Source organism: Bremerella sp. TYQ1 (assembly GCF_020150455.1).
Classification (GTDB): domain Bacteria; phylum Planctomycetota; class Planctomycetia; order Pirellulales; family Pirellulaceae; genus Bremerella; species Bremerella volcania_A.
In genome coordinates this window covers 1,432,937-1,454,890 of record NZ_CP083740.1, presented here as the reverse complement: position 1 = coordinate 1,454,890, position 21,954 = coordinate 1,432,937, and the positions used below count along the sequence as shown (strand labels likewise).

Annotated in this window: 18 protein-coding genes; 9 read left to right on the top strand and 9 right to left on the bottom strand. The window is 51.7% G+C overall.

Translation table 11 applies throughout. The features are described from left to right. Nucleotides 1-15: 15 nt before the first annotated feature. The 5 genes from LA756_RS05230 to LA756_RS05210 form a co-directional block, all read right to left on the bottom strand. On the bottom strand, nt 16-1,329 hold the full coding sequence (locus LA756_RS05230) for a reverse transcriptase family protein (RefSeq protein ID WP_224438823.1): 1,314 nt from the start codon (nt 1,327-1,329) through the stop codon (nt 16-18). A 241-nt stretch (nt 1,330-1,570) separates the two neighbouring features. Next, nucleotides 1,571-2,857, bottom strand: coding sequence for an MFS transporter (locus LA756_RS05225; RefSeq protein ID WP_224438822.1), 1,287 nt, complete (start codon nt 2,855-2,857; stop codon nt 1,571-1,573). A 272-nt stretch (nt 2,858-3,129) separates the two neighbouring features. Next, the gene (locus LA756_RS05220) at nt 3,130-6,216 is read right to left on the bottom strand and encodes a fused MFS/spermidine synthase (protein ID WP_224438821.1); all 3,087 of its coding nucleotides are present in this window, start codon (nt 6,214-6,216) and stop codon (nt 3,130-3,132) included. A gap of 200 nt (nt 6,217-6,416) precedes the next feature. Further along, nucleotides 6,417-7,364 (bottom strand): bestrophin family protein, encoded by a 948-nt coding sequence (locus tag LA756_RS05215; protein WP_224438820.1) that lies wholly within the window; start codon nt 7,362-7,364, stop codon nt 6,417-6,419. A gap of 97 nt (nt 7,365-7,461) precedes the next feature. Then, the gene (locus LA756_RS05210; RefSeq protein ID WP_224438819.1) at nt 7,462-9,015 is read right to left on the bottom strand and encodes an arylsulfatase; all 1,554 of its coding nucleotides are present in this window, start codon (nt 9,013-9,015) and stop codon (nt 7,462-7,464) included. 211 nt (nt 9,016-9,226) lie between these two features. Here LA756_RS05210 and LA756_RS05205 point away from each other — a divergent pair, with 211 nt between their 5' ends. Beyond that, complete coding sequence (locus tag LA756_RS05205; protein ID WP_224438818.1) at nt 9,227-10,519, top strand: hypothetical protein; 1,293 nt, start codon at nt 9,227-9,229, stop codon at nt 10,517-10,519. Nucleotides 10,520-10,525: 6 nt separating this feature from the next. Next, complete coding sequence (locus LA756_RS05200) at nt 10,526-11,095, top strand: DNA-3-methyladenine glycosylase I (RefSeq protein WP_224438817.1); 570 nt, start codon at nt 10,526-10,528, stop codon at nt 11,093-11,095. Between the two features lie 7 nt (nt 11,096-11,102). Here LA756_RS05200 and LA756_RS05195 read toward each other — a convergent pair whose 3' ends face one another. Further along, the gene (locus LA756_RS05195) at nt 11,103-12,029 is read right to left on the bottom strand and encodes an AraC family transcriptional regulator (protein WP_224438816.1); all 927 of its coding nucleotides are present in this window, start codon (nt 12,027-12,029) and stop codon (nt 11,103-11,105) included. 363 nt (nt 12,030-12,392) lie between these two features. On the opposite strand from LA756_RS05195, the gene LA756_RS05190 reads away from it, so the two are divergent. The 3 genes from LA756_RS05190 to LA756_RS05180 all read left to right on the top strand — a co-directional run bounded on the left by LA756_RS05190 (nt 12,393) and on the right by LA756_RS05180 (nt 14,956). Beyond that, complete coding sequence (locus LA756_RS05190) at nt 12,393-13,355, top strand: DUF1559 domain-containing protein (RefSeq protein WP_224438815.1); 963 nt, start codon at nt 12,393-12,395, stop codon at nt 13,353-13,355. Between the two features lie 111 nt (nt 13,356-13,466). Beyond that, on the top strand, nt 13,467-13,856 hold the full coding sequence (locus tag LA756_RS05185; RefSeq protein ID WP_224438814.1) for a hypothetical protein: 390 nt from the start codon (nt 13,467-13,469) through the stop codon (nt 13,854-13,856). Between the two features lie 176 nt (nt 13,857-14,032). After that, nucleotides 14,033-14,956 (top strand): arylamine N-acetyltransferase, encoded by a 924-nt coding sequence (locus LA756_RS05180; RefSeq protein WP_224438813.1) that lies wholly within the window; start codon nt 14,033-14,035, stop codon nt 14,954-14,956. On the opposite strand, the gene LA756_RS05175 is transcribed toward LA756_RS05180, so the two are convergent. Continuing rightward, nucleotides 14,953-16,047 carry an SGNH/GDSL hydrolase family protein gene (locus LA756_RS05175; RefSeq protein ID WP_224438812.1) on the bottom strand — a complete coding sequence of 365 codons (1,095 nt, stop codon included), beginning with the start codon at nt 16,045-16,047 and terminating at the stop codon, nt 14,953-14,955. The two genes, LA756_RS05180 and LA756_RS05175, sit on opposite strands and share 4 nt — an antisense overlap. Nucleotides 16,048-16,228: 181 nt before the next feature. Between LA756_RS05175 and LA756_RS05170 the strand changes: the two genes are divergently transcribed. Further along, nucleotides 16,229-17,080 (top strand): GNAT family N-acetyltransferase, encoded by an 852-nt coding sequence (locus LA756_RS05170; RefSeq protein WP_224438811.1) that lies wholly within the window; start codon nt 16,229-16,231, stop codon nt 17,078-17,080. On the opposite strand, the gene LA756_RS05165 is transcribed toward LA756_RS05170, so the two are convergent. Next, complete coding sequence (locus LA756_RS05165; RefSeq protein WP_224438810.1) at nt 17,081-18,103, bottom strand: hypothetical protein; 1,023 nt, start codon at nt 18,101-18,103, stop codon at nt 17,081-17,083. A gap of 223 nt (nt 18,104-18,326) precedes the next feature. Here LA756_RS05165 and LA756_RS05160 point away from each other — a divergent pair, with 223 nt between their 5' ends. From LA756_RS05160 to LA756_RS05150, 3 genes are read left to right on the top strand one after another with little or no spacing between them, the layout of a single operon-like run. Continuing rightward, entirely contained in the window at nt 18,327-19,004 is a 678-nt protein-coding gene (locus LA756_RS05160) for a triacylglycerol lipase (protein WP_224438809.1), read from the top strand. Nucleotides 19,005-19,044: 40 nt separating this feature from the next. Further along, nucleotides 19,045-19,566, top strand: a complete 522-nt coding sequence (locus LA756_RS05155; RefSeq protein ID WP_224438808.1) for a GNAT family N-acetyltransferase — start codon at nt 19,045-19,047, stop codon at nt 19,564-19,566. A gap of 51 nt (nt 19,567-19,617) precedes the next feature. Continuing rightward, complete coding sequence (locus LA756_RS05150; RefSeq protein WP_224438807.1) at nt 19,618-19,935, top strand: Rieske 2Fe-2S domain-containing protein; 318 nt, start codon at nt 19,618-19,620, stop codon at nt 19,933-19,935. Nucleotides 19,936-19,963: 28 nt separating this feature from the next. Here the strand turns inward: LA756_RS05150 and LA756_RS05145 are convergent, their stop codons facing one another. Beyond that, nucleotides 19,964-21,841 carry an SHD1 domain-containing protein gene (locus LA756_RS05145; protein ID WP_224438806.1) on the bottom strand — a complete coding sequence of 626 codons (1,878 nt, stop codon included), beginning with the start codon at nt 21,839-21,841 and terminating at the stop codon, nt 19,964-19,966. Between the last annotated feature and the right edge of the window lie 113 nt (nt 21,842-21,954).

Below are 21,954 nucleotides of genomic sequence, written 5' to 3'. Positions count from 1 at the left end.
AATTTTGTGAGATGACTACCACATAATTCGATTTGACAACTCACGCAACCGTTGGCCTCGCTGTGGATTGATCGATTCGACCCAGGAAACCTGTCCTTCCAGGTGGTGGCGATAATGTTCGTGGGCATCGACATTCTGCGAATCGGGACCTAGCCGAATACAGTTGGTAAGCACGGCCTTCAATCGGTCGTATGTACGCCGATCGACATTCAGGTGCTCATTGACGATAACGCCGGCAATCCGCTGACGAACGCCTTGGGGCATGATGCGTGTCTTGCGGTGATGAACGAAGAAACCTTCTTCCATCACCGTAGCTGCAACATGATCGGCAAACCGCCGGACAACTCTCTCGAAGGGGGTATTCCCGGAAAACGCTAAGTCGTCGGCATACCTGGTATAGTTGGCACCAGCCGACTTGGCGAGTCCACCAAGACGGGCGTCCAGTCGATAGGCAGCCAGGTTTGCGAGGGCCGGAGAGGTAGGCGCCCCTTGAGGAAGATGAGGTCGTTCATACATTGGGAAGTCTAACGCTAGGGGCAACCGCTCTTCCCAGATTTCCGATGGAGTCGTGTTGGTACAGAGCCCGGTCAGCAGGCTGGCAACGGCATCGGGGTAGCCGATAGAGCGAAAGATGGCGTGAATCTGAGCGGCACGGATCGATGGAAAGAAATTGCGAAGGTCGAGCTTCAGCACCACACGCTTTCCAACGTGAGGTTCGGCAAAGGATCGGACCGAATGGCCAGCTCGAAATCCATGGGCTGCTTCATGCGGCCGAACGTGATTCAGGATGTCGGTGTTAATTCGACGTTGTATGCCTTTCAGTCTGGATTTGGGAGCTTCTACTAAACGTGTCTCTCCCGAAGGCTTGGCGAACGTTAGATAGCGATAATGTTGTAGCTTTGCGTTCGCATGTTTTGCTTCCCAGCCGCGACGATCGGCAAACCAATCGAGCTCTCGAATTGGCAGGTCCAGCCATCGCGCTAACTCCGCCGGCGTGATAAGGGAAATGCGATCCGAAGAGGTTATGCTCTCGATTGTTGAGGACATAACCGGCGAGGGGGCTAATGCTCCGGATAGGCGTATGTGATTCTTGTGGTATGCCTTGAGGAAGCCATAGTCTGCCAGAAGAAATGCTTCGACTTGAGGTTGGCGCGGACGTGGTCCGACGGAAGATGCTTGGACGAAACGTTTGACCAATGGCTTGAGCCATCGCTGTTTGCGTTTGTCGAGAAGCAAAACGCGAACGTGCTCGACAAGCGCGTCAGTTTCAACTGGGCCACCGACAAAGGCAGATGCTAAAGTAGCGGCAAGCAGCTTTCGAGAATGCATACAAAGTGGGCGACGGGCTGGCTAACGAATCCGGTCTGGCGTGAGTCGTTCTGCGTGAAACGCAGGTCAACTCACGCGGCGAAATGGACAACCACTGAAGATCCCCTGGGGTAACCCCAGAGAGGCCTGGTCGACGCGATGGTCTTCAAGCCCAGCTTAACGCATCCCGTCGCCCGGGCGCTATGATAGCGAAGTCGATGTGGCAAAGGAAAGGAATCTCGAAGATTTCCCTTCGCCTCCTTTATCCTCGGTGACTACAGGAGGCAGGCTGAGGATCAGAATCACTCGAGATCTGCTGCGAGCGATGTTTAATTCGCTGTGCCGCGAAACTGGCAAGTGCAATGAAAAGAAACGTCGAGGCACTAAAGCAGACACCGGTCCAGCCCCAACGAGTCCATGCCCAAACTCCGATGGCCGATCCGACCGAGCCGCCTAGGAAGTAGGTCACCACGTACACCGCACCAAGACGATTACGAGCTTCGGGAATCAGGCTGTAAATGCGAGACTGATTGCAAACGTGAACGGCCTGCATCCCCAAGTCCATTAAGATGACACCAATGGCGAGCACCCATAGCGATGTTCCCCATAGGCCCATACCTACGAAGGACACGAAGGTAAGCAAAAGAGATGGCCCTTGGATATAAACAGCGCCAACTTTGTCTGCTAGTTTCCCAACTGGCCCTGCCGCAATCGCGCCGACGATCGCTAAGAGTCCCAGCATGCCGGCGACATCGCTGCCATATTCCATCGGTGGTTGTTCGAGGTGAAACGCAAGTGTCACCCAAAATGCACCGAACCCAGCAAACGAAGCACTTCCATAAACGCACGCGGCGCGTAGGACCGGTTCGTTTCGCAAAAGCGTTCCCATCGATTGCAGTAGCTGCGGATAGGTCAGTCGAGATTGGGGGGCAGACTTGGGAAGTTTCACCCACAGCAATAAGAACAAGACGGAAAGCATTCCGGCGGCAAGATAGTAAACAGGACGCCAGCCCCATATCGAACCGAGCAGCCCGCTTAAAGCTCGCGACATGAGGAGGCCTGTCAGGAGTCCGCCGAAAACAGTACCAACGACAAACCCTCGCTGACGCTCATGAGCAAGGCTTGCTGCCAGCGATATCGTCATGTGGGTACCGATAGTCGAAAGCCCTAGTACGAAGCAAGCCACCGAAAACCAAACGATGCCGTTAGACGTCGAAACAGCCAGCAGAGAAAGAATGGAAGAGCCTACTGAAGCCAGGATAAACGGCCGTCGATCATAGATATCGCCTAACGGCAAAAGAAATAACATGCCGCCAGCTTGTGCCAACATGCCTAATGTTGCCGCGCCTCCCACTTGAGCTTCCGTCAAGCCAAGTTCGCTGGCAATCAATGGCAACAGTGGTTGGGCGTAATAAAGATTCCCGACAACTAAGCCGACCGTGGCAGCGAGAAGTACTGTCAGCGACAGGTGAACGCCGGGTTCCTCTGCGCTGTGGGAATGGCTCTCGGAAGAGTCTTCTACGGAATCCGTGACCGTTTGCTCCGTCATCTGCGGTTAACCTACTTCTCTTTCCGGGGCGTTGTTCCAAGCTAGGACAAGATAGCCGAGCTTTCTGCGTCAACAGAACAGATCTACATGACACGACAACCACCCCCACGGTTCGTCTGTGGAAATCCGAGAGGTTTAGCCCTGAAATAGAAGCCACCGACCATCGCGATCCCCGACGTTGGAGGGTAAGTGAAAAACCTGGCGATGATCCCAATTACGCAGCGGATTAATGGGAAGACAGGGTTCGCGGCGTTAGGCAGGAAGTGGGGCAACTACTTTTGTGAGGTGAACTCGAGGAGATCTTTTCTAGCCTGCTCGCGAAGCGGGTGGTTGGTCTTTTCGTAAATTCTTGCACGCGCCAATAGTAGAGACTCTCGCCAAGGAACGTGAGGCTCCAAAGCTTGCATCGCTTCTAAGGCTGTCTTTTCGGTCAGGTTTTCCGCGATCAAATACCGAACTAGTAAACGTTCGTCTGCCATCCGGTGCATGGCGAAGGGAGAGCTAAGACCCTCGAAGAATTGTGCACCTGCATTCCGATCACGCTCTGCGATTTCAACCATTGGAACGAACGATGCCCTTAAGATCTGCGAAAGAGCCCATGGATCGGTTTGTAGTTCGCTTAACATCTCATTGATATGCTGCGCCGCTTCGGCGTATTGCTTGTTGCGATTTTTAGCTATTGCTTGGATCGCGTGAAATTCGGTGAGACTATGCTGCTTTACCGTTTCAAGTATTTGTGGATCGATTGGTTTTTTCGACTCCGCACAAGTATGGGCGTAAAGGACCGCCTCGACGGGGCATAACTCGTCGACACCTGCAGAATCGAAAAGAGCATTCGCGTGGACGAAATTTTTTTGGAGATAAGCATTCAGCGCGTGAGCCCGTTGTTGCTCGTTCTTTGAGAGCGAATTATCGACCGGCACAATACCGCCCAGGTAGGCATGCATCGACATTCTTCGGCGAATGATTTTATCTCTTTCTTCCTGCGAAACTGATAATGGTAAGTCGTCGTTTAAGGAAATTGCTTTCGCTTGCAGGTCCGTGATAGAAAATGGTGTCGTCTTGCCGACGCTTTTTGCGAACGCGTATTCGAGAAGGTTTCGATCGTCTGTGTTAGGTCGAAAGTGCGAATCGGCGACGATCGAGTCAAGCGTTTGAGAACCGCAAACGTAGCGGGCGAGAAATCCAGCCGAATCATTCACTCGCCACCCAAGACGCAGGGCCTCGCGCATCATTGGTTCACGGATCTTGCTCTCAATCGCAGCAAGATAGTTATCTGAAGATGTCGGCACGCGACCACAAACGAACACCATATCGCGCGACTTCGTTTGCCACACTTGAACGTCGGGGAATACTGATCGCAAAGTAACGATCACGACTTCTACTGTTCGAGAGTCGATTTCATAGCCTTGTAGCCATTGCAAGAAACGTCCATTGTCAGTCAGGCAATTGTCAACGGACTGATAGAACTCCTTGGTATACAGATTCGCGATTCCGGCCCGATAAGGGTTCGAAGGCTCGGAAATGATGACGTCGTATTTTCGCTGGGTCGTAAAGAGAAATTCTCGGGCATCGTTAAAGTGCAAATGAAGTTTAGGGTTGTCTAGCGCGTCTTGGCTTACCGACGCACATAGTTCGGCCATCTTGACGACCGATGGTTCTAGTTCGACAACATCAACGTGCTTAACCGGGCGTTGGGCAGCGAACCACCCCGCCGATTCTCCAGTACCAAGCCCAATGACGAGACCCGACTCACTATTCGGGTGAAGGATCGGTCCTAAGATTCCAAGCCCAATCTGCGTCCCCGCGTCTGAGTAAGCATTTCCATCGTTCTTACCATCAACGATGAATGAAAGACCATCGTTGGCAGTGATCGCAATGCTCGACTCTAACCCCTCCGATTCCCAGACAACCTTGCGGCGTGCTCCCTGGGTGAAATCTCGAATTGAATTGGGGAGGTTGTCCGCAAGATGTGCTCGACCGGCACCAATTCCCGAATGCCGCCAAACAGCCGAGGGACCTCCTGTCGCGATAGCGAGGATAGCGACAAGCGAGATCGCCGAAATTGAGATACTGGAAAGTGTTTGCCGACCAGCGTCGAAACAGAAGAGACCGACAGAAAGAATGGCAAGGATGACAACACAAGCCTGCCAAAGCCCAGGAGCGCTAAGCATGGGGAGTAGAAAGAAACCTCCGATTAACGAACCGGTGATTGCTCCTACGGTATTGGAGGCAAACGTCCAGCCAACATGTTTCCCAATGTCGTGATTTCCCTTGCCTGCAATTGCAACGATTAATGGAAACTGAAATCCAGCAACGACCGCCGTCGGAAGAATCACAAACGACGCTATTTGCATCCAATGCCAAATCTGTTGCTGGAATGAAGTAATCGACGCTTCCTGCAGGCGAAGCGCCCACAGGGCGATATCGTCGCCCCACCAAAATGGAATCGCCAACAATAAAGCCTCACACGAACAAGTCAGTGCGAGCCAGGAAAGGGTCGGCTTAATCCATTTGCCGACAAAACTGTAGATCGCCCCGCCCAATCCAATTCCTAGTAGAGCCGTGCAGAGAATTAGACCAAACGTATACGTCGTGCCGCCAAGCAGTGGACCAAGCATGCGGTACCAGACGATTTCCATCAAAAAGAAAACGCATCCGACCGCCGCAGATGCCACACAGACAATCCAAATTGAATCGTTGTTTTGTCGTTCCTCGGCAGGGATTGCAGATGTTTTCGATGGGCTTTGGGCAACCGCTTCTGAACTTTGAAGACGACTCGCGTAGTACCATGCCACGCATCCAAGAAGGCCGTTAACTAGGCAGGTTTGCCAAAGCAGTCCTTGGTTACCTAATAGTTCGAGCAGGACAAAATTGCTTATCCACGCTCCTGAAACGGCTCCAAGTGTATTTATCCCGTATAGCAGCGCCATCGCCTGGCGGTGTTCGTCTGTGTCGTCCGAGACCGCTTTGGCTACCGCTGGCATAGTACCGCCCATCAATATAGTGGGCAGTGAAAGAACGGTCGCGGATGCTAACAGTCGCAGTAGGGTGGCCCAATGAAGGCCGAGTGTCTGCTGGCCTCCCAGGTAAAAATAGAAGCTTCGTACCCATTCAATCAGAAATGGGCTAAGGGCTGCGGATGCTGCGATGCCTAGTTCCAAAAATGCGTAAAAGCGAAGTGGCCTTCGCGAGCGATCAATTCGAGAGCCAAAGATTAAATTGCCAACGCCCAGGCCACCCATAAAGATCGCGAGAACTGCCGCTGACGCGCTGGTTGTCGCTCCAAAAATCGAGCGGAACTCGCGGATCCAGATTACCTGAAACGTTAGTGCACAGGCGCCAGAGATTTGAAGCATGACCGCAAGCAACCATTTATTTGCGGTTTGATCTCTATGAGATGTCATGGCACCAACTAAGCAGACACAAAGCGTTAAAGCAACGTTGCAAGGCCAGTCAGTTTACCTTAGCAAGACGAGGCGCCGGGGGTACTTGCAGCATAAATTCATCGAAGGTTAATCAGTCCTTCGCAGGCATAAAATGGGCTATTCCTGCTCCCTTACGTCAATAAATGGTCGACCGGTGTGATTGGTGCTGGCAGGTCTTCTTCTGGTTGACCTGACAGTTGGCGAATGTTGCGTTCGATCATGGTGGTCAGTTGCAACAGTGGAAGATCGTTGTCGTCGGTCATGAATGGCTGCTCGATTTCGTCGCCGACCGCATCGAGACCGAGAAAAAAGTAGGCGACCAGGCCGACCACTAGAGGTGTCATAAGATGAACGGTGTCGTGTAGGCCGCAGGGAAGTGCCATGCAGTAAATAAACACAGAACGGTGCGTCAGCACGCTGTAAGTAAAAGGAATTGGCGTGCTCTTGATCCGCTCGCAACCTCCTTGAATGGCCAGCATCTCCGTTAGGCATTCATGCAAGAGCGGCACATGGTACGTATCTAACTTACCTTCCCGCCAGGCCGCGTTGATGTTCCGTGAAATGCGATCAGCAATGGCGGCCGGTAGGTTATCCTGTTTCAAATCATGGGCAAGTTGGTCATCGTTGGGAAGAAACTTGCTTATTTCCTCACCGGCATCGGATTCGCGTAATCGATGCCTAAGTGCATGGATATAGGCGATCATCTCGATCGCCATGACCTGTCGACGCTCTTTCACGTCTGGCGAATCCGAGGCATTGGGATCGTCGATCAACGTATTAATCTGCATAGTGAAACTGCGACAGACATTGACCATCCGGCCCCAGAGCTTTCGTCCTTCCCAGTACCGGTCGTAAGCCGCCGTGTTTCGAAAGCCAAGAAAAATGGCCAACGCCAGACCAACGACCGTGAACGGAGCCATCGTCAGCGAATAGGCGTGGTCCGGAAAAACATAAGCAACGAATGTGATCAAGATCGACCACACGAACACAATCGCAATGCGTGGCCAGATGTGTTCCATCGTCGTTCCATGAACGGCGAAGATCATACCGAACCAGCTGTCTTTTTCTGTGACGATCATGCTTGCTATTGCCCAGTGCCGAGAATGTTATGGTGGCGATTGGGACACAACGTACCCGAATCCGCCTATCCAGAGCAACCAAGCTTAGGCGAGAACGTCACTTCGCAGGTGTTCCTTCCTTCTTAAGTAGAGGAGGTTTTTTACCAGAAACCGGTTTGGTCTGCTTTTCCGGCAAGTGATCGATTTCGGATGCCGTTTTATGCCACAACTGTGATAACTCTTCGACGAGTGCCGGATTTTCTGCGGCGAGATCGTTCAGTTCGGTGCCATCCTTTTCAATGTCGTAGAGCTCCCAGCGAGAGGCACGGTGGGTTACGACTTTCCATTTCCCCAGCCTGATCGCGCGGTTCGTTGCGAAGTGGAAATACAGAAATTCGTGCGGCTCACGTGTCTGGTCTTGTAAGATCGGCACGAGTGATTTGCCTTGCAGGGGTTCTAATTTTCGGCCGGGCCAGTCACTCGGGTACTTCGAATTTCCAACGTCAACGCATGTGGCCATAAAATCGATCAGATGACCTGGCTGCGACGAAATTGTGCCAGGTTTGGTTTTCAAACCGTCCGGCCAATGCACGATAAGAGGAGACGAAATGCCTCCCTCGTGCTGATTTTGTTTATGTAGCCGAAACGGGGTATTGCCGACGTGTGACCAGCCAGTGTCGTAGCACCAGTAAGAGCGAGGATCCCATGGTTCGTATTGCTTGCCGCGCGTTCGATCAAAGGGGCACGCACCATTGTCGGAACAAATCAATATCAGCGTGTTGTCGAAGACCTGTTTCTCCTTCAAGAACTCGACAAGCTTTCCTGTCGTCTGATCGATTCGGTCGACCATGCCAGCAAATGCTGCCATGCGACGGCGCTCCCAGTCTCGCTGTTCCTCCGTCAAAGCGTCCCATTCCGGGACGAGTTCGGGACGAGGCGAAAGAGCCCAATCTTTAGGTATCAGCCCCATCTCCAACTGACGCTGATAACGTTCCGATCGAAGCTGGTCCCACCCTTCACGGTAGCGGTTTTCATATTTGCGATAGTCTTCTTCCCGAACATGCAACGGATAATGGGGTGCGTTCTGGGCGATATAAAGGAAAAACGGTTTGTCTGGCGATTCGGTTAGGGACTCGTTGAGGAACGTCTTCGCCCACTTAAGATTGGCATCGGTTGTGTAAAAATCGTCGCCGAAGTCATCCCACTTCTCACCATTAAGGCGAAACGTTTCATCGCCGGTGAAGAAGTTCGTAGCCCCGGAAAGGTGGCCAAAGTAGCGCTGAAAGCCAAAGTCGGTTGGCTGCTTGCTAAGATGCCATTTGCCAACCATTGCCGTGGTATAGCCCGATTGGCCGAGGACTTCGGCGATTGTGACGCCACGCTTAAGCGACTCGCTGCCTGCTTGATCGCAATAAAGTCCGGTCAGCAATGAAACACGTGAAGAGTGGCACTTTCCGGTGTTATAGAAGTTGCGAAAACGAAGTCCATTTTGGGCGAGTGCATCGATGTTGGGAGTTTCGATTTCGCTGCCGTAGCAACCGAAATCAGAAAAACCCAGATCGTCGACCATCATGATAATGATATTGGGGCGCTGCTCCGCTTCGACCGCGGAACTTGAAACTAACAATAGGGCCAGACAAAGAAGTAACTTCGAGGAGAGAATACGATTCATATCATGCGATTCCGTTGAGGATGCTTGCGACGCCAAAAAACGAGTATAGCGGGGTGTGCTACCGATCTTCAACGAAATTAGATCCTAAAGTGGATGTTGACGTCCAGTTAAGGGGGAGGTACCTTGGACTTCACACGACAACACCTTCCTAGCAAATTCAGGCGTCATTAGCGGATTGCCTGAACTCTCGCGAATCGATCGAGGTGGCTTCATGAGCTGGCCAAGGTTCTCATTAGTTTGGATCGCATTCATTACTGCCCCGGTTTGGGCGCAAGAGACCTACGACCAGGAACCGATCAACTATAGCCAGCCCTCGGTCGATAATCCGATCGCACAACTTCAAGACCGAATAGACGAAGGTGTCGAACAACTTACGTCCGATGAAGACCATGGCTACTTGGCTTCGGTTCTTAAAGCATTGGAGATCTCGCCGGAATCCCAGGTGTTGGTTTACTCGAAGACAAGTTTTCAGCTGCAGAACATTTCACCGCGTCGCCCGCGAGCGCTTTATTTTAACGACGATTCGTACGTTGGCTGGGTTCAGCGCGGCGATGTCGTCGAAATCATGACGACAGATCCAGTCCGCGGGGAAGTGTTTTATACGCTTGGACAAGAGTCGACTGAGTCCCCTAAGTTCGTCCGAGATAAAGGGCAATGCACCGTCTGCCATTCATCATCGCGAACGCAGCGTGTGCCTGGGGGGCTAGTGCGATCGATGTATGTTAACGCCGGTGGCATGCCGCATTATGGAGCAGGGACATTTAACACCGATCAAACAAGTCCTTTGGAGGAACGCTGGGGAGGTTGGTACGTAACCGGCTCCCACGGACAAATGCGGCACATGGGAAATGTGATTTCCAAAGATCGGAATGCCCCCGAGAAAATTGACCGTGATGCCGGAGCAAACGTTACCGATCTGAGTGAGTACTTTGCGGTAGAAAAGTATCTGACGCCGCACAGCGATATTGTGGCGTTGATGGTACTTGAGCATCAGTTGCAAATGCAGAACTATTTGACGCTTGCAAGCCACGAAGCACGACGATCGGCGCATCATGATCAGGTGATGAATAAAGCCCTTGAACGTCCAAGCGATTATGTCAGCGAGTCAACGTTACGCAGGATTTCCACCGCTGGAGACAAAGTCGTTGAACACATGCTTTTCGTTGATGAAGCAAGACTGACCGATGCTATAGAAGGTACGTCAAAATTCGCGACGGAGTTTCAACACAAAGGGCCAACCGACTCGCAGGGTAGATCACTTCGGCAACTGGATCTGCGAACACGACTGTTTAAGTATCCGTGTAGCTACATGATTTACTCGAAAACATTCGACGCCCTGCCCCTTGAAATGCAGGCTTACATCGCCGTCAAGCTGCGTGTTATCTTGGAAGGCAACGATAAGGATGAAAAGTTCGATCATCTGAGTCGCGAAGACCGCCAGGCGATTGCAGAGATCTTACGCGAGACCAAGCCTGAATTCTGGAAACTAGCCGACAAGCCGTAGCAAGCCATGCCGCAACCAATGGAAAAGCAACGCTGCCGCTGGGCCGGGGCCGATGGGCAGATGCAGGCCTACCATGATGAGGAATGGGGTGTACCCGAATTCGATTCGCGCCGTCTCTGGGAAATGCTGATGCTGGAAGGATTTCAGGCAGGACTTTCCTGGATAACCGTGCTTAGAAAACGAGAGGCATTTCGAGAAGCGTTTGCAGGGTTTGATCCAGTAAAAGTGGCACGTTTTCGAGAGACCCGCGTGGAGAAGCTCTTAGATAACGCCGCAATTGTTCGCTCACGTGCCAAAATTGAAGCGACTATTCAAGGTGCGAAGATCTTTTGTGCGATGTCGAAGCAGGGAGAAGACTTCAGCGATTACTGCTGGGCGTTTTCTGGTCGTAAGACGATTCAGGGCAATGGGAAGTCTGTGCCTGTATCGACTCCTTTGTCCGAAACGATCTCAAAGGACTTGAAACTCCGCGGTTTCAAGTTTGTAGGGCCGACGATTGTGTATGCCTGGATGCAAGCGATCGGTATGGTCAACGACCATTCTCAGACTTGCTTTCGCCGCAATGAGGTTTCGTAGATTATTGCTAAGTGCCATCGCGGCTTCGTCTACGATACTCGCCAGGTGGGCAACCTTCTTCAGAGATCATTAAACGGCGCAAGCGTTCCTGGCTGCTAAACCCTGCCAAGTAGGCAATCGATTTGATCGGTAGACCGGTCTCGGTTAGCAGACGTTTAGCACGAAAAAGTCGGCAATGATTGATTTCGTCCAAAACAGTATGGCCGAGGTGGGCCATCATCTTTCGCTCTAGTGTTCGCCTGGTTGTGGGAAGCGTACTAACCAATTGATTGACTGAAAGTGGACGATCGCTCCGTGTCCAAATGATATCTAACGCACGATTAACAATCGGATCGGCCACAGGGCTAGTTCTTCCTTTGGGAGCTATGGACGCCGTCGGATCAGGCTTCGGTAGACGCTCCAGGGCAAGCGTTAAGAGTTCCATCGCATTGGCACACACGGCTGGAGTATGCCGAAGTGGATCGCCGTGAATCCGATCGAGAAGGCGATCGAACGTTTCAAGAAATGGAGCGACTTGCCCAGGATGAAGTTTGGCAAAAGCCCGCGACGGAGAAATCAGACCGTTTTCGTACAGCCGATGCATGAACTCGCCATGAATAGAGATCCAGCGTTCGTGCCAGCCGATGCGGCGAATTGGCCGATAGCGATGCCACACGCCTGGGAAAAGTAAGAAGAGCGTTGGCGGTTCGATATCGATATGCCCAGTAACCTTTGAGTCGTACTCTCCGCGGCCGTCACTAATGAATTGAATCTGAAACTCTGGCAACTCGCGACCACGCTCCCAAGAGAATTGGTAGACACCGGGGTGTTGGTTTGGTGGATAGTCTGAGTCTGGCGGGACCGTTCCACAGCCACCTCCCGTGACATAGAAACCGAATTCCATGTCTTGGTCCGTGATCGGCAAATAGTGGAAAAAACTACGATGGTCAGTCACGCGATTGTCTCAAAAAATGGTTGGTCTAAATAAAGACATAGATGAAGTCGTCATTTTTCCGTTGAGAAAAAAGATCTTTGTGTGTCGCAAAACGAGGTCGACCTCCGTGCGGGTGACCGTATCCGTGGGCTTTGTTTTGATCATCTAAAGAGCAACAGCCCGCTTTCTGAGCAGAAAATACGCTAAAATTAGCGAATCGGGTCCTGATCTGAGAACGAACCATCCCGTCTAATTGTCGCAAAATGCGTGACGTTGGTTCAAGGGAAATTCAAGGGAAATGATACAATTGGGGACAACAATGGCCGCCTCATAATCGCCATTGCTTTTCGCATCTTCTTTTTCCAAATTTCCGGAGCCCCTTCAATGAACTGCGACGTCATTGCCTCACGACGGTCGTTTGCCTCGCGACGTGGATTTACTCTTGTCGAACTATTGGTCGTTATTGCCATTATTGGCGTTCTTATCGCATTGCTGTTGCCTGCGGTTCAACAAGCTCGAGAAGCTGCTCGCCGTATGCAGTGCTCGAATAACCTAAAGCAGATCGGTCTTGGCCTGCACAACTTTCACGATACCTACGGTAACTTGCCTCCAGGCGGCAGCCGCTCTGGTCATGGTGGTTACACATGGGGAACGTTCATTCTGCCGTTTATTGAGCAAACGGCCGTCTGGGACGAAATTCTCGACGAAGCCGGTAACTACCCTCCCGATCCAACGGGAAAGTCGGGTTCGATCTATTGTGGCTGTCACGAATATGGTGTCTGGACAACTCCAGGTCCCGAAGCCAACGTCTTGGATATGTTTGTCTGTCCGTCGGATACGTTGCCGGAAGTTCGTCCAGGCACCGACATGGGACACCAGTGTGGTAAGTCGAACTACGCCGGCAGCTTGGGCTGGGGACATGGCTCGAACAATGGCATGTTCAATCGTTTCATTTCTTCGGTCCGTGGATTTCGCGATGTGACGGATGGCTTGTCTAACACGATTGCCATTGGCGAAGTGGGTGGCGGACGAACGGCAGGAGCTCCTAACGGAGAAAACCCAACCTATCCCGTTTGGGCTGGAAGCCCTAAGGGGGGCAGCGGTACCTCGTTGACTCACTGGGGACCGCTACGCGAAGCCTGGCACGGAGTCCCTATCAATCTAGGCAATGGTGGCGGGCCAGCGGCTGATCCCGATTCGTGGGACAAAGGTTTTGGAAGCCTTCACCCAGGTGGAGCGATGTTCCTATATGGCGATGGCTCGGTACACTTCCTTGCTGAAACGATCAACCTGGACGCGTACGACAACTTGGGTCAAATGAACGATGGCAACGTGATCACCAACTAAGTTCGACGAATGATATCGTGGAACAGGTACCGCAGCGGACGCGTACTAGCTTCTCCCTGCGGTACTCAGTTGCCTTAGAACATCCGAACATTTCACGTAATGGTAGCGAACATGAAATCACTCGCTTTAAATTTGTTGGGCGTCTTCTCACTAGTCGTGTTCGTAGGGTGCGGCGCCAATGCATCGGTGAACGGGATGGTCACTGCCGATGGCGAAACGGTAGATGGGGGCAGTGTCGTCTTTCGTCCTGTCAAAGACGGCATCAAACCGGCGATCGGAAAGATTAGTGCTGACGGTGGATACGAGTTGGTCACCGCCGGAAACGACGGTGTCACGCCTGGCGAATATCAGGTTCTGTATATGCCGCCAGATCAGAAAGAGGACGAAGCTGGTCGCCCGATCGGAAAGCCGATCAAATGGCGAAAGTATCGAGCTTCGTCAGAGCGTGTTAGCGTCGCATCAGGCGAGAACGATATTCCGATCTCACTTGAAAAGAATTAACTTCGATCTCTGAACCATCGGCCAAGAGGCCATTTCCTGCTGGCAGCGACCTGCGTTATTGAACCGATTTCTCGGCTCACTAAACGCAGGTCGCTGTTTTTCTTGATAAACCGTCCCATGCTGAAAAATGAGACAACTCGATTCGCCGGAATAGAGATCGGCAATAGGATTTCCTATTGGCACTTAGTGCGGTAGGTTGGTCCGTTCTCATAGAACAGCAGAACTTTGCCGAAACGGTCTCGATGGTAACCAACGATAATAAGTCAGTTTCCCGCGGCGAGAATACAATTGATTTGGATGCCTACCTGCACCGAATTGGATATGACGGTAGCCGCGACACAAGTCTTGAAGTATTGAACGGCATCGTGCATGCCCATGTTCTGACAATTCCGTTTGAAAATCTCGACGTTTTGATGGGACGCCCGATCCGGCTGGATGCGGCGTCGCTGCAAAAGAAGCTGGTGAAAGATCGTCGCGGTGGGTACTGCTTCGAGCAAAATGGCTTATTGCTGCACGTTCTCGAGTCTATGGGATTTCAGGTCAGAACTCTCAGTGCCAGGGTAATGTTCGGTTATCCCCGAGGAACCATTACCCCTCGGACCCATCTCGTAGTACGCGTGGATTTGAACGGCAACAGCTATCTGGCCGATGTTGGCGTTGGTGGTTTAAGTCCAACGGCAGTACTTCGTTTGGAACTGGATACAGAGTTGCCCACGCCACACGAGACACGGCGAATTATCAGGGAAGGTGCACTCTATTTTCATCAGGCCCAGCTAGGTGGTAACTGGGAGGATATCTATCAGCTGACGCTAGAAGAGATGCCGCTGATCGATCGCCAGGTTGCCAACTGGTACACATCGACTCATCCAGATTCTCGCTTCAGAAACATCTTGATGGTTGCGAAAGCAGCCCCTGATGGTGTGCGATTGACGATGCTCAACGACGAATTTTCCATTCGTGATGCTCAAGGCTACGCAACGAAATATCCTATAGGTTCGAAAAAGGAAATGCTCGACATCTTAGCCGAGCATTTCGATATGCACTTACCAATAGATTCGGCAATTAAAGTGCCTGCGATCTCGTTGCTTCGTCACGATTAGTTCGAGCTCAGGGCTTTCTCAAGGACAGGCTTGAAGATCTCGGCCTGACGCATGAATCCTAAATCACTCGCGTGCGAAGCGTCGGTCGCACCTTCTGTGTCATCGCCGTATAAGTTGTCTCCTTCGATGTAATACAAGTTGGTTACACCGGCATCCGTTAGTTGTTTGTAGGCTGCTTTGAGGGCCGCATGATTTGCGGTGTGATGTTTGCTTCGAGCCAGTAAAATCCAGTCATTCGTGTTGCGTCGATCTTCAACCAGAATAATCGGCGTGTCTGGTTTTGCTGCCCGGATTTGTTGCACAAGCGGAACGCAGCGAGTTTCAACGTCGGAGGGTCCCATATTGGGCAAACAGTCGACCACGTAAACCGCGGCGTCGACTTGCACGAGGTAGTCAGCGACTTCTTCATGCATCTTTCCGTTACCCGAAAACCCGAGATTGACCACTGGGCGATCGAACCATCGGCCGAGAATTGCCGTGTGGACCATTCCTGGACGACTGGCACAGGCGCCATGTGTGATGCTGGTACCGTAAAACACGATTGGCTTCTTACGAGGAGCAAGACCTTCCAATTTCACTTCCGGCTTTACGCCAATTTTCAGGTAATCGATACCGTTATAGAGAGGCAGAAAAGCGGCGTATTCTCGCTCGCCGGGAGCGAGGCCGCCGATCCACTTCGTCTTCACAACTTGAGCCGTTGGTTTGGTTACCGCTACCCACTTCCATTTGCCGGCATCGTCTTTAGCGTAGAGATCAACTCCACTAACGCCGGTGGCTGGCATATGGGGCATCGCGATGCCACCATCTTTGAGCTTATAGTCGATCCAGAAATCGGTTGCATCAGATTTAAAGCGTACCACCATACCGGCACTGTCTCGGCTGAGGCTCCAAACGGCTGGAGTCACTTTGCCTTCTGCTGAGGCTGGTAATCGATCGAACCAGCGAGCACGCTCTTGATCCGGCAGAATTCTCCCTTCTACACCCCATGTTGTGACATCGTGCCAGGTAACATCGTCTTGGGCCAAAAGCAGGTTTGTTTGAGATAAGAGAAGCAGAATCGCACCGGCAAGCGACCAGTGGGCAATTTTCATGATGTGACTCCTAAGGTGGGAAACTCGGCATGTAAATGACCGTAGTTTGTGTCGAGTAGAAGGACAAGTAGGGCGTGTCAAGGAACTTATAATTCCGAGGAATTGGCAAACCAATGCGTGAAGGGAAATCGTGCGGTATGATTCAGAAAACGGATGAATATTCTTTCGCAGGAATCAAGAGATGAATACGCGAAGTTTGGATTTTTCCGAAGTCGAGCAGCTTGTCCGTTGGGCAGCGGACGAAGGATGGAATCCGGGAATTCAAGACGCCAAAAATCTCTGGGCAGCTGATGAAGCTGGTTTCATGGCGATCGACGTCGAAGGAGAAATGGCTGGAGCAGGTGCCGCCTTTTATCATGGCCCTGCCTACGGCTTCATGGGTTTGTTTATTATGCGTCCAGAGTTTCGTGGCCAAGGGCTGGGTAGAAAGCTTTGGTTTGCACGGAGGGATCGATTGCAAGAGCGGCTTAGCGCTGGCGGCACGATTGGGATGGATGCTGTGACTCATATGATCCCCTTTTATGCCAAAGGGGGCTTCGAGCCTTTTACTCGGCATTGCCGGTTCATGTTGGATCCAACGCAGGTATCGATCGAAGCGAACGAGGACGTGTTCGAATTGACGAATGCTGATTGGACGGAGGTCGAATCGTTGGACCGAAACGGTTTTCCATGTCAGCGGACTAAGTATTTGTCGACTTGGATAGCGCAAGCTGGCGCGTTTGCACTCGGAATCAGAGGCGTTAATGGTCTGTCCGGATATGCGGTGATACGACCATGTCAAAGTGGTTGGAAGATTGGTCCACTGATATCCGAGGACGCACGTCAAGCACGTAAGTTATTACATGCTTGTGTGCAGCGTGCCCAGGATGGTCCAGTTTATTTGGATGTGCCAGAGAACAATCCTAACGCGTGGACGTTATGCAAAGACTTGGGAATGCAGCAAGTCTTTGAGTGCACGCGTATGTACCTAGGTGCGGTGCCAGAGATGGAGCACCAAATGATTTACGGTGTAACGAGTCTTGAGGCAGGCTAACTACGAAGCCGAGTCAATTGCTTTTTGAGCTTCCTGACCGTAATGCGTTTCCGCATAGCGACTGATAACGCGGCCCATCATGCGTCGGAGCGTCACAGGGGAATTCGCTTTCTGCATTCCTTGGTCGTATAGCTTTTTGGCCGTCAGCTCGTTTTGAAATGTCTCGTCTTCATCGAGCTTATTCACCAAATCACGACAGGCCCGGCCTTGGGGAGTCGACTTGAAGTCGGTCGCAACTTTGTCGGCAAGTTCATAGCCTTCGATCTGTTCTGGAATGGTCCCCTGACGAGACTGCTTGATCTTCTCTATTTGGCGATCTAAGTAACCTCCGACGGCCGTATTGAATTCGCTGGCCAAAGGCTCTTGCATTTTTTTACGCATTGAAATGAGCGAACGCTCGTCTAGTCGGCTGCCAATCTCTGCCGGCCATAGTAGCTCTTTCAATGGCTGCGACATGTCAGCGGTTAAGATTGAGAAGCTGCCGTCGAGTCCGGTACTTACTTGGCGGACAATCGCAAATTCTTTGGTACCGTTGTCCATGGGAAAATAGCTACCGGCACTCTCGCGACTCGCTTGAACGCCATCTTTAAAGACAGAGTATCGAAACAATTCGGTTTGAAGTCCCAACCGCTGGACAATAGATGGATCGTCGCCGTGAAAAATGTTGGGGCCGACCAGGTTTCGTTCCAAAGCATAGCTGACGCCTCGAGTCGTTTCGTCTGCGTTGATAGCGAACAACACGACCGGTTTGTCTGCGACAGCTTCTTTCAGGTCGGCAAACAGTTCTGGCGACCAGACGTTGCACTTTGGGCACCAAGTAGCATAAACGAGTACGATCGGCGTTTTGTCACCAATCGATTCGGGCGAAGGAACACGTCCTTGCCATCTGACGCTTGACAATGCTTCGTCGAGCGTTGCATTTCGTACCGAGTACATCTGAGCGCCCGGCGATAGCCCACCCTGTGCGAGTGCCATCGCAGGACTTAGAAGCAGCAGCAGGACGAAAAGCGAAAAACGAAGCATAATAGAAACTCCTCGATAATTGCGAGCGATATCCCTCCGATTGGAGTTGTTTCGATGTCGTAAGTCAAGGTGATATCGCATCCCCCAAGAGGGGTTTGCGGAAATCGCGCATATTTCTGGCGGGATCCCCTCATCAACCGAGTTTTGGTACAAGAAAGCTCACTGAGCAGAGAATCTCCGATTGCGACTCAGTTGCTTTGCTCGACAAAACGTACTTAAAGAAATGATGCGACTTCTAGGTGATGACGATGGAAGCAAGTTCGACCCGGTCGAAGTAATCTTGATTCATGGTCTTGGGGGCAATCGGTGGGTGATGCACCCCTTGTTTCGACATTTATTGGCGAATGGTTTTGCCCCTTCCAAGTGGAACTATTGGAGTACCGGAAACAGTGTGCAGCGACACGCTGAACGCTTAAGTCGGTATTTGCTCGAAAAACGTCAGGGCGATCGACCGTTGCATTTTGTCACCCACAGCATGGGAGGAATCATTCTTCGCGCGGCACTTTCGAAGATGAAGTGGAAGCGTCCAGGCCGATTGGTGATGCTTGCCCCGCCGAATCATGGGGCGGAAGTCGCGAGAATCGCCGCACGGTACCTTCACTATGTATGCCCTGCCCTCACGGACATTTCAACGGAACAGACGAGTATGGTCCATTTTCTGCCGCCACCGGGTTGTCAGGAATTTGGTGTGATCACCGCTTTGCACGATGCTCTAGTGCATTCCCGTAGTACTTACCTCAAGCAACAGAACGATCAGATTCAGATAGCTTGCGGCCATAATCGTATTTTGTTTCATCGTGTCGCGCTAACTGAAACGACCCACTTTCTGGATCATGGCCGTTTTTCTGAAGAGGCGATGCGTCCGCATGCAGAAGCGTCATGCGACGATACTGTGGTATGATAGTTGGCCTACCGATTTCCTTCTGCTTGAGACAATGTTTATGCAGTTTGTTCCATGTACGTTTGAAGAGCACGCCGAGGCGATTCTCGATATCTTTAACGATGCGATTGAAAATACAACTGCGCTCTACGATTATCATCCTCGACCAGCCGAAAGCATGGTCGCTTGGTTTGAAGCGAAGAAGGTTGGCCAGTTTCCCGTCATCGGCGCGGTTAATGAAAGTCACGAATTGATGGGGTTCGCGAGTTACGGAACCTTCCGGCCTTGGGCGGCTTACAAATACACGGTTGAGCACTCGGTGTATGTCCATAAAGAGCATCGAGGCAAAGGGCTGGGGCTGGCGCTGATGCGAAAGTTAATCGAACATGCCAGACAGCAAAATTTGCACGTGCTTGTCGGCGGTATCGACCTCAGTAACGAGGGAAGTGTTCGGTTGCACGAAAAACTGGGCTTCGATCACACTGGGACCATTAAGCAAGCCGCTTTCAAGTTTGGACGATGGCTGGATCTCGGGTTTTTTCAGTTGATTTTGGAAACGCCTGATGAGCCGGTGGATGGTTGATTAGTGCAAATGGTTGTCGACGTTACTTGCCCGCCCGAGGATAGAAATTAGATGCCAAATTGGGTCGATGTTGCCGCAGAATCCGATTGCCCTATCGGACAAGCTCTGGAGGTGGTCGCCGCAAAAAAGATGATCGCCATTTATCATACCGAAGAAGGTTTTTTCGCGACGGATGGTATGTGCGCTCACCAGGGAGGGCCGATCGGTCAGGGAGAGTTATGTGGCAATATCGTTACTTGTCCTTGGCATGGGTGGCAGTACGACGTGACGACCGGCAAGCACGAACTGAGTCCTATTCGTTTAGATCGGTACGCAATTAAAACGGAGGCAGGAAGAATCTTCGTCGACGTCACGGAAGACGAAGCGTAGATTTGGCTGACGTCAATCGCGCCCAAGATTAGTAGTCGTGCCAGGTGCCGTTGCGAAGCGAAGACCGACCGGCACGCTGATTGAATCCTTGTTTTAGGATTTTCGTCGGTAACTGTGTATTGGCAATTTTCTCTGGATCGGGCGTACGAAACTTCTCATCTATTGGGGCGTCTTTGTTGGCTGGATTCGAGGCTCCACCGATACTTTCGGCAGAGCGACTCCAGATTAAATCGCTGTCGTGCTTAAGTTTCATGCCCAAGAGACATGGGGTTATCGACTGAGGTGATGGATTTCGTTCAGATCTTGGATTGAATACCGGAATAGGAAGTTTGATCGGTGAACCGTACGAGATGGTGGCCGTCAGGACGGTGCGGGAAAACGGGTTGATTTTCCACCCGGCGCGAACTGCAGCAATGCTGAGACTTTCGCGGATTTCTTCACGATCGAATTCGCTGCCTGCTTCAATCAACAGGGCGACTTCGCTGCCGGGCCCGATGGCAAGCGAATCTTCCGAAGCATCTTCTAACTGATCGCGAATCTGTACGACAGGCGGGTGAGGAACCGGGAGGGCGAAGAATGTCTTGGATTGCGTTGCATAATCATTGCTCACTAACATTATGCCGCCAGGCATGGTCAGCATACCTTCGGAGCTCGGAAGGCTGTATCGCCAAAGTACGGCGTTGTTTTTTACATCGACAATTCCTTGAAGTTGTGTGAGAACCAAGTCAGATGCGACCCAACCGTACAACTTCCCTGGTACCCCTTCGAAGCTTCCTTGTTGGGCGAATTCTCCGCTGGGAAGATCCCAAACGACAAACTGCTTGCCAGAGACGAGGACAAGCTGTTTTCCATCTGGAGAAAACTTGCCTTCCGGTTTCAAGTTGGCGGCGATCGGGATCTCACCAAGAGATTTGCCGGTAGTTAGATCGATAAGTGACGCAGAACTGGGGCCAGGTAGAATCAACAATCTGCGATCCGGGCTGATCTCGGGAACGGTCGAAGTTAAGTCACTGAAAAGAAATTCACACTTGCCGTTACCCAAGTTCCAGACGTACATGTCGCGATTGAGTTGGACAATCGCGCGGTCCTTATCCAGCAGTCGGGCGAACTCTACTTTGGGTTTAAAACCACGTTGATTCCATCCCGGCAGGTGCCATTTCGAAACACCTTTCGGGGGGCTCTCTGCGACCCCTTCAAGCAGCACCAAATCGCCGCCACGTAAGGTGGAACCTTCGACGTTGACGATCGCCAAAGTTCTTCCTGATTCGATGTGGTGATCTAATAAAATGAGTGTTCCTGGTAGATCGACTGCCAGTTCAGTTTTTGTCGATTTCGGATCCACCAGGTAAATTCGTCCGAACTGGTCAGGCGCGACCGCATTCCCTTCACGACATTCCGAGACGGCATATCTTGGTGGAGAGCTATCGATCAGTATGGGAGCCGAGCACTTTGCGTAGGCATCTTGTTTAGAAATCTTTTGAGCGAATACCTCGAACGTTGGACGTTGGAGGCTCTCTTTGATTTCCATCGGATCTGGCAATTGCGTTTCGGCTAGCAAGACTCGCTTACCGACCGTTGGTAATTCGGCGATTTCGTAGTTTTTTGCAAAAAGCCCGGTTGGCTCATCGGAAACTTTTTCGCCGCCTGAAAAAGGGTTGTCGGCCATGTTTTCCAAATAGGCCTGATCCGTGTTGCTCAGAACATCAGCCTGTAGCGTAAGCTTCCGCCCATCGTTGGTTAGTAGGATGGCTTCTCCGTTCTTAAATTCGAGCAGCTTTGCTTCGACCGAGAACTTTCCGGATGCATCGGTCCAAGTTCGACTCTCTTCCGCTGCGACGCATAGTGTGGAGAGAAAAACGATAGAAACAGCACAAAGGAGGTGCCGAGAAGAGCAAGTCCAGTTCATTATCTGCCTCGACGCATCACGATAATCAGATGGGATAATTGGCGATGCTAACCTGTTCATGCGAGCGAAGCCAGTAGAAACCGGGGTGATCCTGCAGCGTCTCAAACTGCTTC

What these genes read in the sequence shown, in the direction of transcription:
- LA756_RS05230 (WP_224438823.1), bottom strand. Translation starts at nt 1,329, where the DNA reads ATGCATTCTCGAAAGCTGCTTGCCGCTACTTTAGCATCTGCCTTTGTC.
- LA756_RS05225 (WP_224438822.1), bottom strand. Translation starts at nt 2,857, where the DNA reads ATGACGGAGCAAACGGTCACGGATTCCGTAGAAGACTCTTCCGAGAGC.
- LA756_RS05220 (WP_224438821.1), bottom strand. Translation starts at nt 6,216, where the DNA reads ATGCTTCAAATCTCTGGCGCCTGTGCACTAACGTTTCAGGTAATCTGG.
- LA756_RS05215 (WP_224438820.1), bottom strand. Translation starts at nt 7,364, where the DNA reads ATGATCGTCACAGAAAAAGACAGCTGGTTCGGTATGATCTTCGCCGTT.
- LA756_RS05210 (WP_224438819.1), bottom strand. Translation starts at nt 9,015, where the DNA reads ATGAATCGTATTCTCTCCTCGAAGTTACTTCTTTGTCTGGCCCTATTG.
- LA756_RS05205 (WP_224438818.1), top strand. Translation starts at nt 9,227, where the DNA reads ATGAGCTGGCCAAGGTTCTCATTAGTTTGGATCGCATTCATTACTGCC.
- LA756_RS05200 (WP_224438817.1), top strand. Translation starts at nt 10,526, where the DNA reads ATGCCGCAACCAATGGAAAAGCAACGCTGCCGCTGGGCCGGGGCCGAT.
- LA756_RS05190 (WP_224438815.1), top strand. Translation starts at nt 12,393, where the DNA reads ATGAACTGCGACGTCATTGCCTCACGACGGTCGTTTGCCTCGCGACGT.
- LA756_RS05185 (WP_224438814.1), top strand. Translation starts at nt 13,467, where the DNA reads ATGAAATCACTCGCTTTAAATTTGTTGGGCGTCTTCTCACTAGTCGTG.
- LA756_RS05175 (WP_224438812.1), bottom strand. Translation starts at nt 16,047, where the DNA reads ATGAAAATTGCCCACTGGTCGCTTGCCGGTGCGATTCTGCTTCTCTTA.
- LA756_RS05170 (WP_224438811.1), top strand. Translation starts at nt 16,229, where the DNA reads ATGAATACGCGAAGTTTGGATTTTTCCGAAGTCGAGCAGCTTGTCCGT.
- LA756_RS05165 (WP_224438810.1), bottom strand. Translation starts at nt 18,103, where the DNA reads ATGCTTCGTTTTTCGCTTTTCGTCCTGCTGCTGCTTCTAAGTCCTGCG.
- LA756_RS05160 (WP_224438809.1), top strand. Translation starts at nt 18,327, where the DNA reads ATGATGCGACTTCTAGGTGATGACGATGGAAGCAAGTTCGACCCGGTC.
- LA756_RS05155 (WP_224438808.1), top strand. Translation starts at nt 19,045, where the DNA reads ATGCAGTTTGTTCCATGTACGTTTGAAGAGCACGCCGAGGCGATTCTC.
- LA756_RS05150 (WP_224438807.1), top strand. Translation starts at nt 19,618, where the DNA reads ATGCCAAATTGGGTCGATGTTGCCGCAGAATCCGATTGCCCTATCGGA.
- LA756_RS05145 (WP_224438806.1), bottom strand. Translation starts at nt 21,841, where the DNA reads ATGAACTGGACTTGCTCTTCTCGGCACCTCCTTTGTGCTGTTTCTATC.